The organism is Bacteroides sp. AF25-5LB (genome assembly GCF_003602965.1).
Lineage (GTDB): Bacteria > Bacteroidota > Bacteroidia > Bacteroidales > Bacteroidaceae > Bacteroides > Bacteroides uniformis.
This window is the reverse complement of the sequence record NZ_QTMC01000015.1, coordinates 87723-101291: the sequence shown is the minus strand read 5'-3', so window position 1 is coordinate 101291 and position 13569 is coordinate 87723. Positions and strand designations below refer to the sequence as shown.

Here is a 13569-nt window from a genome sequence, read left to right as displayed (position 1 = left end):
ACTTAGATACGGTCGAGTACTGTTTTGATAAGAGTATCTATCGTATTCTTGTATCCCGTGTTCGCTTCTTTTATCAGGCGGTTGGCAATGACCATGCATACTGTCATGGCCTTGTGCCCCATCAGACGGCTCAAGCCTGCCAGGGCAGAACTTTCCATCTCGAAGTTGGTGATGCGGTAGCCGTTGTATTCAAATTTTTCAATCTTTTCATTCTGATGCGGGTCGGCAAGCGGCACGCGTAACTCGCGTCCTTGAGGTCCGAAGAAGCCCCCGGCGGCAATCGTTACGCCACGTACCATGTCGTCTTGTGCGATGCGGTCTATCAGTTCAGCACTTGCATCAATGACGTAGGGGGCAGGGGCACACATGTTGCCGGACCATCCCATATGGTTGAGGAAGGCACGCTCCATGGGCAGGTCGCACACGGAGTTGCGCCCGGCATAGAAGTTGAGCAGACCGTCGAAACCGATGGATTTTTCAGAACATACAAATGTACCCACCGGAGTGTAGGGTTGCAAGCCGCCGCAGGTGCCGATACGTACCAGCTCAAGGCTACGTAGGCGGGGCTTTTCTTCGCGCGTCTCGAAGTCGATGTTTGCCAGGGCATCCAGTTCATTCATCACGATATCGATGTTGTCACATCCGATACCGGTGGAAACCACCGTAATACGTTTCCCCTGGTAAGTACCGGTGATAGTCTTGAACTCGCGGCTTTCCACTTCACATTCCTTGTTCTCGAAATGGGAGGCAACCAGTGCCACCCGTCCGGGGTCGCCTACCAAGATGATTTTGTCTGCCAGCCATTCGGGCTTTACGTGAAGATGAAATACAGAACCGTCTTCATTGATGATCAGTTCGGAAGAGGCGAAATATTTTTTCATTTGATTGAGTTTTTAATCTTTTTGTTTATAAATAGAAACGCCGGGAACCGATTCTTGTTCACCGGTTCCGGCGTTTCTGTCAGTTACTTTTCGAGTTATTTGCTCAACGGCTGGCTGGTATTGCCCGTCGTCGGTTTGGCAATGTTTTCGCGCATGGAAGTGTCAGCTTCTATATTCTTCATCCGGTAATAGTCCATGATGCCCAGATTGCCGTTGCGGAATGCTTCGGCCATGGCCTTGGGTACTTCCGCTTCTGCCTCGATAACTTTGGCACGGGCTTCCTGGGCCTTTGCCTTCATTTCCTGCTCTGTGGCTACGGCCATGGCGCGGCGTTCCTCTGCCTTGGCTTGAGCAATGTTCTTGTCGGCATTGGCTTGGTCTATCTGCAGGGCGGCACCGATATTCTTACCTATGTCAATGTCAGCAATGTCAATGGACAGAATTTCGAATGCCGTTCCGGCATCCAAGCCCTTGCGTAATACCAGTTTGGAGATAGAATCCGGATTCTCTAATACAGACTTATGGTTCTCTGACGAACCGATGGAGGAGACAATGCCTTCGCCTACACGGGCCAGAATCGTGTCTTCTCCGGCACCTCCCACCAATTGGCGGATATTGGCGCGTACCGTTACACGGGCTTTGGCAATCAGCTGGATACCGTCTTTGGCAACAGCTGTCACGGGAGGGGTGTCGATTACTTTGGGGTTAACGGACATCTGTACGGCTTCGAATACGTCACGACCGGCAAGGTCGATGGCGGTTGCCATCTGGAACGGCAACTCGATATTGGCTTTAGAAGCGGATACCAATGCGTGTACCACCCGCTCTACGTGGCCTCCGGCAAGGTAGTGCGCTTCCAGTTCGTCGCGCGTGATGTTTTGCAATCCTGCTTTGTGGGCTTCAATCATGCCGGGCACAATGATATAAGGAGGAACATTACGGATGCGCATCAGGAAAAGTTGTACCAGCGAGATATTTACTCCCGATACTTTGGCGGACAGCCACAAGAAGAACGGTACATAATGGAAGAAAAGTACCAGGAAGATAATGCCTCCTATAATGAGGAAGGCGGTTAAATACATTGTGCTTGGATCCATGAGATTAAATATTAATTGTTAGTTATAAATAGGTTGATTTCAGAAATTTCACTGCTTGAGCCGCTCCACTAAGAGGACTCCGTCTGCAATACGGTCTACGATAATCGGAGTCTTTTCGTTCAGGAAGCCGTCTGATGACTTCACTTCCACGATGTCTCCGTTGATTTCGGCATAGCCGATAAGAGCCAGGCGGGTAGTGGTGATGCCTACATCGCCTACCTTGACTTTTTCCTCTGCACTACGGTCTACTTTGGAGGTGATGTTTTTTTTCAATGCAATTTTGTCGAGTGTCTTGGAGCGCATGAACCATACCAACGAGCCGATACAAGCCAGGGCAGATATGATAAGCGTAATGACACCTGCCGTGGTGCCCATATAGGCAAAGGCATAGTAGTTGGCAAAGATGATGCAACCTCCTGCCAGAAAACCGGCAATACTGATGCCCGGAATTACGAATAATTCCACTAAGAACAAGATTATTGCTCCTATAATCAATGAGGCGATAATGAGTATATCCATAGTTGTCTTTATTTGGTGGCTTGCTTTTCTTGGTTGCGCACTTGAATGGCAGTCTGCTCCATCTCAGTGGACAATTGCCGTACACGTTGCTCCAGGTCGAGGATGGCGGCGGACATCTTGTCCTTTTCCTGCTTGTTGGCTCGGGAGTATTCCGAACGCATATCTTCCAGTTTCTCCTGCAGTTGTTTGTAGCTCTGCTCCAGCTGATTGTATTTGCCATACGAGGCTTTGGCCTGCGGGGAGCGGAAATCGTCCAGCTGGTAGTAGGTGGAGTGGTCGTCAATGACGAATTGAAAATCGTGCTTCTTGGTAGTCCGCGGCTTTGCGTTGGCAGCGGTCCGAAGTCTTTCTCGGGCGGCCTCTACAGCATCGGTGTCCGTCCATGTGTCCTTGATAGAGTGAAGTTGCGCCAATGATATCATCTTGTCCGGGTCCATCCCTTCGTAGTTGTACACTTGTTTGGATGAGTTGGGAATGAATACATAGATGCACACTTTGCCTTCGGGCTGGTAACGGTCGGAGGCAAACCATCCCAAGTCGTTGAATTCGTCGATGACGTACATATAGTCGTTGTAGGGCGAATTGAACGGCATGCCCACATTTTCCGGCATCAGATAGGAGTCGGTATTCGTATTGTAACGGGTGACGAAAATGTCATATTCTCCCATCGAGCCAGGGCCATCCGAAGCATAGTAGATAGTGATACCGTCTGTAAGTACATAGGGATAGTCTGCATTCATGGCCTCGTTGATGCTTCCGGGCAACAAGCTGCCATCGCTCCATTTGTCCAGCAACTTGTTGCGCGAAAGGATACTGAGGGTGCTGTCCGGTTGCATTTCGCTATAATATAGCTTGTTGCCCAGCTCCGTTTCGTATACCGTTCCGCCTTCCTTACCGGAATCTTTGAAATAGGCGTCGTACATGAACAGCTTGCCCGATTCGGGGCTGATTTTGTATGCATCCAGGAAATTTTCCTTGTCTACCACAAAGCTGTCGATGAAGCAAACCTCTTCCACACCTTTCAGCATGCGCAAGTTGGATTTGCTTTTTTCCAATAATTGTTCGGCCTCTTCGGTGGAGCGTTTTCTCTTTCTCAGGTCGGAAATGTAGGTCTCATAAGTTTCGATGGCATCTTCGAACCGATATAAATCATTGTATGCCCGGGCCAAATAGAGTTGCCCGCTGGGGACACGTCTTTTGACGGCGTTTTCCAGGTGTTTCAAGGCTTCTGCGGGGTCGCCGGTTTCCAAGCAACATACACCGTACCATAGGTTGTAATTTCCATTGCCAGGTTGTGTCTTGACGAACTTTTTGAAGGCGGGCTTGGCCTCTTCGTATTCTCCCTTCTCGTACAAGGCTTTGGCTTCTGCCAGGCTTTGTGCAGAAATTGTTATGCTTAAAAGGCTGAATAGAAAGAAAAGGATATATTTTTTATTCATATTGATACATGTTTTATTCATATTGATACATGCTGATTTGTTCAGAAGGTCAAAAATACAAATTTATCGTGAATAAAGCTGGTTTCCGTAATTCTATTTTGTTAATTCTTCTTTAAATCGTTCTTTTGCCTTACTTTTGCAGCCGGAAGAGCTATAACTTATAACTCATAACTCGTATCAATGGCACAATTTACTGAAGAAGAAAAGATGTTGCGCCGCATAGACAAGCGGTTTAGCAAAGGTGTGGTGGAATATGGACTGATAGAGGACGGCGATAAGATTCTTATCGGGCTTTCGGGAGGCAAGGACTCTTTGGCGCTGGTGGAGTTGTTGGCACGGCGTGCCCGTATCTATAAACCCCGTTTTTCCATTGTCGCCGTACATGTAGTGATGAAGAATATACCTTATCAGAGCGATGTAGACTATCTGAGGGAGTATGTAGAGTCGTGGGGAGTGCCTTTTGTTCTCTTTGAAACGGAGTTTGATGCCACGACAGATACCCGCAAGTCTCCTTGTTTTCTTTGCTCTTGGAATAGGCGGAAGGCATTGTTTACCGTAGCCAAGGAGCAGGGATGTAATAAAATTGCGTTAGGCCATCACATGGATGATATTCTGGAAACTTTGCTGATGAATATCACCTATCAGGGAGCGTTCAGCTCCATGCCTCCCCGATTGGTGATGAAGAAGTTTGATATGACGATTATCCGTCCGATGTGTCTGGTACATGAGGCGGATTTGATGGAGTTGGCGCAAGTGAGGGGGTATCGTAAGCAGGTGAAGAATTGTCCGTATGAGTCACAATCCAGCCGTAGTACAATGAAAGGCATTCTGAAACAATTGGAGGAAATGAATCCTGAGGCACGCTATAGTCTATGGGGGAGTATGACGAATGTGCAGGAGGAATTGCTGCCTGCAATCATAAAACATTAACCATTAATTATTAAAAAATATATGAAAGCATTTTATACCATTTTGCTATTGATTGTATCTAATATTTTCATGACGTTTGCCTGGTATGGGCATCTGAAGCTACAAGAGACAAAAGTCATCTCCAACTGGCCGTTGTATGCCGTGGTGCTGTTTTCTTGGGTAATAGCTCTGGCTGAGTATTCTTGTCAGGTTCCGGCCAATCGGATAGGCTTTTTAGGCAATGGAGGCCCGTTCTCATTGATGCAACTCAAAGTGATTCAGGAAGTAATCACTTTGATAATCTTTACGGTGTTCACAACAGTTCTTTTCAAGGGAGAAACGCTGCATTGGAATCATTTTGCCGCTTTTGTATGTCTGGTACTGGCGGTATATTTTGTATTTTATAAATGATGGGTTAATCGCATTTGCGTATTATTTCATATACTTCTCCATCCCTTTTGTTAAGAACGTTTGAAGCTTTCCTTCTTCATCCGTATAAATGAAGCAGGCGTCGATATCCGGATGTGCATCCGCCACGCGTTCTGCTTCTTCCAGCCCCATCACCATGAATGCCGTGGCATAGGCGTCTGCACTCATGCAATCTTTGGCGATGACGGTGGCGGACAAGATGCTGTGCTGTACCGGATAGCCGGTACGCGGGTCGATGGTATGCGCATATTTCTTTCCGTCTTTATAGTAGTAGTTGCGATAATTGCCCGATGTAGCCATGCCTAAATCTGTGACTTGCAGCACTGCTTGCAATTCTTGGTTCACTGCCAGTGAGTCGTCTATCGGCTTGTTCAAACCGATGCGCCAAAGTCCATTTTGAGGGTTTTGCCCGTGAACAACTACTTCTCCGCCTATATCGACCATGAAGTTGCGGATACCTTTCTTCTTCAGAAGTTGGGCTATGACATCTACTGCATATCCTTTTGCCACAGCGCTGCATGAGAGCATTATACGCGGGTCTGTTTTCACCACTTTCCCTTCATCGGACAATTCTACTTTTTCGTATCCTGTCATCTCCAGCAGACTGTCTATCATGGCAGAGTCGGGGAAGTTACCCTTCTTGAAGCCAAATCCCCAGGCATTGGCAAGAGGGGCAATGGTGATATCGAAGGCACCATCGGTCTCTTTGGAGATTTCCATACTTCGGTGGAAGACATTGGTAAAGAAAGAGTCGGGCACAATGTCCTCGTTGCGGTTAATGCGCGTAATGGTTGCCGTATCATTGAAAGGGGACAAGGAACCGTCGAAACGTTTGAGTTCCGCTTCTATTTCCTCTTTCAGATTCTGGTCACATTGATAAGTCACTTTATATACTGTACCGAATATCAGTCCGTTGTCCGTCTGATAAGGAGTGACTTGATTGTGGCGGGCAAGTATCCAGATGGTACCCAGTACTAGTAGGGCAATCCATAAAAAATTCCGTTGTACTTTCTTTTCCATATCCTATATCTGAGTTTTTACTTTTTAATTAAAAGAAGAGATGCTCTATCAATATCTTGGTACCGATGATGACGAGGATAACCCCTCCCCAGAGTTCGGCGCGCAGTCTGCGGGCTATGCCACATCCGAAACGGATGCCGAACATCAGGCCGACCATCGACAAGGCGAATGATACAAAACCGATAATCCCGATGGGGGAAAGAATAGCCGAGAATTGCTTGATGCCGAGGAATGCAAACGAAACACCTACCGCTAATGCATCGATGCTGGTTGCCACGGCCAGAGCGAGCACCACCTTCAGGCTGGTAGGGTCATACTCGTGCTTGCAACCTTCGTCCTTGAAGGATTCCATTATCATACGTCCACCCAGGAAGGCAAGGATACCGAATGCAATCCAATGGTCGATACTTTCTATCAGGTGGCTGAAAAAACTGGCACCTATCCATCCCAGCAGAGGCATCAAAGCCTGGAAAAAGCCGAAGCTGACGGCCATCACCAGCATAGGGCGCAGCCGGACGCGTTTCAATATAATTCCGCTGGCTATAGAAACGGCGAAACAATCCATCGCAAGTCCTACGGCCAGTAGCCAAATCTCTAACCCTGTCATAAGTTGCTTAAAGAGGTAGTTTATAAGTTATCGTATAGGTTACTCCTATCGTGTTGGAGCCATATTTCCCAAAACCGGGCACATACCACGGGTCACCGTATTCATCGGCCGAGGCAGACAATTTGAACTTGAAGCGTAGTGACCAGCCCATGTACAATGCCTTCCAGACGTGCGCCCGGATACCGACACAAAATTCCGCCCATTGCATGGAGCCTTTCATTCCTTTATGGTTATAGGGCAGGCTGCCTCCCCATATCTCGTCGTCCAGATTCGGATTGCCTACGATGCCACCATATATCGGGTCGTCCAGTCCCAAGGCGTCTACATCATACTTGAAGCTACTAACACCGTAACGCAAGCCTACGAGTAGCATGTGTCCGTGCTGCTTCTTGTATAGCGTGTTATAGTCCATTCCTATGCGGAAGTAGGGGGCATTGCTTTTGTAGTGTATGCCTTTGTCACTCCAGGTGTCCGTGGAGCCATATCCCAGTTCGGCAATAGGGAAGAAGCGGTTCTTGAGGTTTACGTCCACGGCCACTTCGGAACTCAGGAAATCTCCTCCAAATACGGAGCTTCCGATTCCCCACAAGTCCAAGCCGACGGACATGCCGTTGTATAACGGATAGTGCACTTCTTCTTTCGCGTCCTTCTTCTCCTTCTTGGGAGGTGCTCCCTGGGGGGGAGCGGTAGGATTCCCGTTCTGCGCCCGTAGGGGGAGGAACATCAGCAGGCAGAGTGCCAGACTAATAGAATAACTTAAGATTTTCCTTTCCATAGATGCCTGCTTCATTGTCTTTGATGTATATCGAGTCCAGAGAGATGCGGGTGCACGTTACGTCTGTGATGGCCTGCTTCATCTGATAGCCGCAATCCATCGATAGGAAATAGGGGGTGTTGGTGTGGCGTATCACCATCGTGTCACTCTTGGTCCGGCTGTACTTGAATATCAGCTTGGTGGAATCCTCCGTATAGCGCAGTGGCAGGGAGATGTCGTGTACCTTCTTCTGGTTGTTGATGATGATGGAGTCGGTGCCGTATGCTGTCACGGTGAGCGAGTCGAGCGTGTCGTTCTCCACGTATTGGGTTTCGGGGTCTACTCTATAAAGAATGCAATTCACCATGGAGCGTGCTGTCATGGAACAGTCGGCCTCTTCCGAGCAGGAGATAGCTATGCTTACTATCGGACAAAGGATAGCTCCGAGTATGACAAGTCTGACTAATTTTTTCATCGTTAAATGGTTTTCTCTATTTGATATTTGTTTCGTTCCGGGGCATTACGTGAAATCAGCTCTCCGAGGAATCCTGCCACGAATAGTTGTGTGCCGATAATCATGGAGGTCAACGAGAGGTAGAAGTAGGGAGAGTCCGTTACAAGACGGTAGGGCATGCCATGGTGCATGTAGTACAACTTGCTGACACCTACTATGACCACGGCTATGAAGCCGAAGATGAACATCAATGAACCCAGCAATCCGAAAAAATGCATGGGCTTGATGCCGAACCGGGAAAGGAACCAAAGGGAAAGCAAGTCCAGATACCCGTTTACAAATCGGTTCAGCCCGAACTTGGTCTTTCCGTATTTGCGTGCCTGGTGGTGCACCACTTTCTCGCCGATTTTCTTGAAGCCGGCGTTCTTGGCCAGGTAGGGGATGTAGCGGTGCATTTCGCCGTATACCTCTATATTCTTGACAACCTCTTTGCGATATGCCTTCAGTCCGCAATTAAAGTCGTGCAGGTTTTTGATGCCCGATACTTTGCGGGCGGTGGCATTGAACAATTTGGTGGGGAGGGTCTTCGACAACGGGTCGTAACGTTTCTGCTTCCAGCCCGATACGAGGTCGTAGCCCTCCTGGGTAATCATGCGGTAGAGTTCGGGTATTTCGTCGGGACTGTCCTGCAGGTCGGCGTCCATGGTTATCACGACGTCGCCTTGTGCTTGTTCGAAACCACAGAACAATGCCGGCGACTTCCCGTAGTTGCGGCGGAACTTAATGCCCCGTACTTTGTCCGGAGCTTGTGCCTGCAATTGCTCGATAACCTGCCACGAACGGTCGGTACTTCCGTCGTTAACGAAAATCACTTCGTATGAAAAGCCGTTGGCATTCATCACCCGCTCAATCCATGCGAACAATTCGGGGAGTGATTCTTCTTCATTATATAGTGGTACGACAACTGAAATATCCATTGATGTATGATTTTTCTATTTTACAATTGAAATAACAATTCTTTTTGCTGTTCCGTCACTCTGCCGGAGCGTCGTCTTTCTTGCGTCTCATCACGAACAAGGCGGTGGGGAAAGCCAGTATCGAACCCCAAAATACATTGGACGATATCATCTGTAGCGTAATGTCGATAGGGCTGAGTAGTAGGGCTGTCTCCAAAGCTTCCTGATAGGTGGCGATGTACGAATCCATTCCCGGCATGTTGCTTTGGGCAAGCGTGTCTACCATCGTTTCGCACGTGTTTATCACATATCCGTGGTCTATGAACCTGAAGTAGATGTAGTGTGCCACGGCGGCAAGCAGCGCGGCAAACATATACATGAAAACGGTGAATATCCATGCATGCAGGAAGCTGATGCCGCCTCCGCATACCTGATTACGATACATCCGTGCATAATAATATCCCATAAAAGGTACGCATAGCGTGAGTCCCATGAAAAGGAAAAGTAAAAAAGGAACCGACAGCCCCACAGGAAAGAGTATGAACTTCAATATCCAGAAACCTCCCATATAGGTACCGAACAGCATTGCGTATCGTTGCATGTAACCTCTATTTTCTGCCATCTTTCTTAGAAATAATGTGCAAAGGTACAAATATAGTTGGATTCAAGGGCAAGCCGATGTGTAGATTTTAAATAAATTAGAGGATTCTTTGCGGGGCAAAAAGAAAAAAGCAGGTAACACTTTCGTATCATCTGCTTTTCTTTCGAGCCTCTTGTCGGATTCGAACCAACGACCCCGAGATTACAAATCACGTGCTCTGGCCAACTGAGCTAAAGAGGCGGGTGGGTAAGCTTGCTATATCGCGCCGCTACAACCAACTACCTTTGCTGCGATCAAGCCCTGGAGGATTCGAAGGGAGCTGGCCGTATAGGACTTACCCGTTTTCGTTTTGCGGTTGCAAAGGTAGGCATTATTTTGAAATCTGCAATAGCTTGCGGCGATTTTTTTATTTATTTTTTTAGATTCTCTATTCTATCCCTCTTCACGGCTCCTTATACAGACACTTTGGAGGGGAGGTACGGATTCTTTCCGGCATTACGATGGACAAATATTCCTTTTACTAAAAAGTATTCGTCCGACATGTGTAACCTTATCGTCCGACAGTTGTTGAATTATCGTCCGACAGCTGTCGGACGATAATTCAACAACTGTCGGACGAATACTTCTTAGTATACCGGAATCTAAAGTATAGTAATGCAAAAGATTGCCATTCGAGAAGAAAATAATAATCGGGGACGAAAAAACTGATAGGCTATTGTGCGCTACCTTGAAAATAAGCATTATTTTTGTGCAACTAACTATATAGTCATTATACACATGAACAAACACATATTGTCATTCTACTTTTTTTTCTGCCTTTTTCTTTTTCTCCCTTTGGTCGAAGCAATTGCCGGCTGGAATAGCTTTATCGTCAATTTTGATAAAAGTGTTTATGGCAAGGGGACCCAGACTTGGCAGATAGCACCCTATGATGACAAGTGGGTATATTTCGCCAACAAGAACGGTATGGTGCAATTTGATGGCAATGTCTGGAATGTATTTCCATTGAACAATGCTTCCGATGTGCGTTCCGTTCTGGCTTCTGCTACCCAAAAAAGAATTTATGTGGGGGGCATCAATGAGTTCGGCTATTATGAACCGGATGCGGACGGTTCTTTGGCCTATCATTGCATGTCCGATACTTTGGAGAGTTCCGTTCGTTTTCTTGGAAACGTGTGGGGCATCCATGAGACTGACAATATTTTGTATTTCCAAGGGGACGGGTGTGTGGTGAAGTACCTGAACGGAAAATATACCGCCATTGAAATGAATGCCAAGATAGACTGTTCCAATATGGTCAATGGTATTCTTTACATCGGTACGGACAGAGGTGTATGGCTTTTGGTTGGAAACACTTTTTTCCCTCTTCAGGGTGCCGATGCGTTAGCTTCCAAACGTATTCGTGGCATTATACCTTATAAGAAAGGTGTTCTGGTGGTGACTGCATACAACGGACTTTACTATTGTGACGGGCGTACGATGGAACCGTTTATCACCGGTGCCGAAGAGTTTATGCGTGAGAATGAAGTCTTTTGCGTGGCCAAAAAGGATGATAAGATTGCCTTGGGAACCATTCATAAAGGATTGGTACTGGTGGATTGCAGCACCATGCAACTAAAATATTTCAATGAGAACAACGGCTTGCGTAACAATACGGTGCTTTCTGTCTCCTTCGATACGACCGGAAACCTCTGGGCCGGTCTGGATAGCGGCATTGACTACGTCTGTCTGAGTTCTCCTTTTACGAATCTCTATTCCTATCCCTATTCCTACGGCACGGGATATACGGCGGCTGTAGAAGGCGGCTATCTTTATTTAGGTACCAATCGGGGTTTGTATTACACCTCTTATCCGGTACAGATGAACGGTGATTTGCCGGATATCCGTCCGATGCCCCAATCCAGCGGACAGGTCTGGAACCTTTGCCGTATAGGTGATGAACTCTTCTGTCTGCACGACCGTGGTATTTTCCTTATCAATGGCACTTCCGTAAAACGCGTGACGGATATTGCCGGCGCCTGGTGTTGTCAACTTGTGGCAGGACGTACGGACCTTATGTATGTTGGGGTATATAACGGTATTTATTTGGTTGGGAAAAAGAATGGAGAATGGCAGGTGGTTGGCAAGATTGAGGGTATGAACGATTCTTGCCGTCTTTTTGAGCAGGAAAGCGATAAGGTGATTTGGGTGTACAATACAGATCATGTTACCCGTGTGGATTTGGATAATGATTTGACAAAAGCTGTCCGTATAAAGGAATATAGCGCGAAGGATGGTTTCCCGGTAGGGCGTGATATGTATATAGCGAAGATAGAAGACCGGGTGTATTTTGCCACTCCCCGGGGAATCTATAAGCATAATCCTCATAAAGATGTCATGGAGCCTTGTCCGGATATGAACAACCTTTTGAATGGCACCGCGGCCTATTCGCGTATCTTGGAGTATCACGATAAGTTGATTAGTTTGAGCCCTCACGAAATCTGTATTGCCAATCTGGGTACCTATAAGCGGGGGGCGAATACAAGCATTAATCCCATCCAGCAATCGCTGATTGAACTGGTACCCGGTTTTGAAACGATTATTCCTCTTTCAGATTCGCTGATGGTGGTTCCTAATGAAGGAGGTTTCGCTTTATTCAGTATCCCGGCCGTAAGAGAGCGTCAAGATCGTAGCCACTCCTTATATATAAGGAACATGTATCTGTCTTATCCCAAGGATTCATTGGTATATACCGCAAACTTTTTAGGAGAGAAGCCGGTTCCGGTGATAGCTTATTCCATGAATTCCGTTCGTTTTGACTATGCCCTTTCTTTTTTTTCGGTAGGGGATGATATCCGTTTTCAATATCGTTTGAATAAGGGAGGCTGGTCCGATTTCACAACGGTACGCACCAAGGAGTATAGCAGCTTGTCGGAAGGGGAATATACGTTTGAAGTTAAAGCGGTTTTTCCTGACGGTACGACATCATCGGATACAATCGCCTTCCGTATACTTCCACCGTGGTATCGCAGTGCTGTTGCATACGTTTGTTATATCATCTTGGCTTTGCTTGCCTTATGGTATGTCTATCGCTGGGATGATGTCCGTGTGAAGCGGAAGAAACAGCAGGCGGTGGTCGAGAAGGACAAAGAGTTGCACGATATGGAAAGGGAGTACGAAGAGGAGAAAGCTCGTCAGGAAAAGCAGATTATGCAGCTGGAGAAAGAAAAATTGGAATACGATTTGCAACATAAGAGCCAGGAAATGGCCAATCTGATGATAAACTTTGTCCGTAAGAATGAAATGCTGACTGAAATCAAGTCGGAGATACTTAAAGTATCCGCCTTGCTGAAGGGTGAGGGGGCTCGGGAAGGAAAACAGCAACTCATACTTATTAATAATAAAATAGACGGTAATATACAGAGTGATGAGGTCTTGAAGCGTATTGAAGACCAGTTCGATTTGATACATAACAATTTTATGAAACGTCTTCATGCCAAGCATCCTGAACTTTCCCATAACGAACGCATGATGTGCGCTTATCTAAAGATGAATCTTTCCACGAAAGAAATAGCGCCTCTGTTGAACATTTCGGTTCGTGGAGTTGAAACAATCCGTTATCGTCTTCGTAAGAAGTTCGCTTTAGAGAGAGAGGATAGTTTGACGGATTATTTAAGCAATAAACTGTAGTCTTTAGATATTAACTTCCTTTAAAAGAAGGAAGTGCATGGAAGGGAGGAATTTAATATTCCTCCCTTTTGTGTTCTATAACATGTTGTGACGTAATACTTAAAAGTATATATTAAGTATTGATTATTAGTGAGTTATTTGTTGATGACGTATTGATAACGTATTTGAGTTTTGTATTTGACGTATTTAAGAATGATTGTTTCTTATTTGTTTTATTACCTTATTCTGTATGTT

13 protein-coding genes and 1 tRNA gene are annotated in these 13569 nt (G+C 46.5%); 3 read left to right on the top strand and 11 right to left on the bottom strand.

Going from position 1 to position 13569, the window contains the following annotated elements:
• Positions 1-2: 2 nt before the first annotated feature.
• The 4 genes from DWY57_RS15835 to DWY57_RS15820 form a co-directional block, all read right to left on the bottom strand.
• Positions 3-881, bottom strand: coding sequence for a nucleoside phosphorylase (locus DWY57_RS15835; protein ID WP_119962052.1), 879 nt, complete (start codon positions 879-881; stop codon positions 3-5).
• 95 nt (positions 882-976) lie between these two features.
• Positions 977-1978, bottom strand: a complete 1002-nt coding sequence (gene floA / locus DWY57_RS15830) for a flotillin-like protein FloA (protein WP_005826863.1) — start codon at positions 1976-1978, stop codon at positions 977-979.
• A gap of 48 nt (positions 1979-2026) precedes the next feature.
• Positions 2027-2497: an NfeD family protein gene (locus DWY57_RS15825; protein WP_117600719.1), complete on the bottom strand. Its 471-nt coding sequence runs from the start codon at positions 2495-2497 to the stop codon at positions 2027-2029.
• 8 nt (positions 2498-2505) lie between these two features.
• Positions 2506-3936: a tetratricopeptide repeat protein gene (locus DWY57_RS15820; protein WP_119962060.1), complete on the bottom strand. Its 1431-nt coding sequence runs from the start codon at positions 3934-3936 to the stop codon at positions 2506-2508.
• A gap of 180 nt (positions 3937-4116) precedes the next feature.
• Between DWY57_RS15820 and DWY57_RS15815 the strand changes: the two genes are divergently transcribed.
• On the top strand, positions 4117-4866 hold the full coding sequence (locus DWY57_RS15815; protein WP_119962051.1) for an ATP-binding protein: 750 nt from the start codon (positions 4117-4119) through the stop codon (positions 4864-4866).
• Between the two features lie 21 nt (positions 4867-4887).
• Entirely contained in the window at positions 4888-5256 is a 369-nt protein-coding gene (locus DWY57_RS15810) for a DMT family protein (RefSeq protein ID WP_005826856.1), read from the top strand.
• Positions 5257-5277: 21 nt separating this feature from the next.
• On the opposite strand, the gene DWY57_RS15805 is transcribed toward DWY57_RS15810, so the two are convergent.
• The 7 genes from DWY57_RS15805 to DWY57_RS15775 all read right to left on the bottom strand — a co-directional run bounded on the left by DWY57_RS15805 (position 5278) and on the right by DWY57_RS15775 (position 9906).
• Positions 5278-6294, bottom strand: coding sequence for an FAD:protein FMN transferase (locus DWY57_RS15805; protein ID WP_119962050.1), 1017 nt, complete (start codon positions 6292-6294; stop codon positions 5278-5280).
• A gap of 28 nt (positions 6295-6322) precedes the next feature.
• Entirely contained in the window at positions 6323-6901 is a 579-nt protein-coding gene (locus DWY57_RS15800; RefSeq protein WP_119962049.1) for a manganese efflux pump MntP family protein, read from the bottom strand.
• Between the two features lie 7 nt (positions 6902-6908).
• Positions 6909-7676, bottom strand: a complete 768-nt coding sequence (locus tag DWY57_RS15795; protein ID WP_119962048.1) for a DUF6048 family protein — start codon at positions 7674-7676, stop codon at positions 6909-6911.
• Positions 7645-8130, bottom strand: a complete 486-nt coding sequence (locus DWY57_RS15790) for a DUF6452 family protein (protein WP_057088046.1) — start codon at positions 8128-8130, stop codon at positions 7645-7647. Before DWY57_RS15790 ends, DWY57_RS15795 begins: the two co-directional genes overlap by 32 nt.
• Positions 8131-8132: 2 nt before the next feature.
• Positions 8133-9086, bottom strand: coding sequence for a glycosyltransferase family 2 protein (locus DWY57_RS15785; protein ID WP_016273343.1), 954 nt, complete (start codon positions 9084-9086; stop codon positions 8133-8135).
• 55 nt (positions 9087-9141) lie between these two features.
• Positions 9142-9687, bottom strand: a complete 546-nt coding sequence (locus tag DWY57_RS15780; RefSeq protein ID WP_119962047.1) for a DUF4199 domain-containing protein — start codon at positions 9685-9687, stop codon at positions 9142-9144.
• Between the two features lie 145 nt (positions 9688-9832).
• Positions 9833-9906, bottom strand: a tRNA-Thr gene (locus DWY57_RS15775).
• A gap of 537 nt (positions 9907-10443) precedes the next feature.
• Here DWY57_RS15775 and DWY57_RS15765 point away from each other — a divergent pair.
• Positions 10444-13335, top strand: coding sequence for a triple tyrosine motif-containing protein (locus DWY57_RS15765; RefSeq protein ID WP_119962059.1), 2892 nt, complete (start codon positions 10444-10446; stop codon positions 13333-13335).
• The last annotated feature ends 234 nt before the right edge of the window (positions 13336-13569 follow it).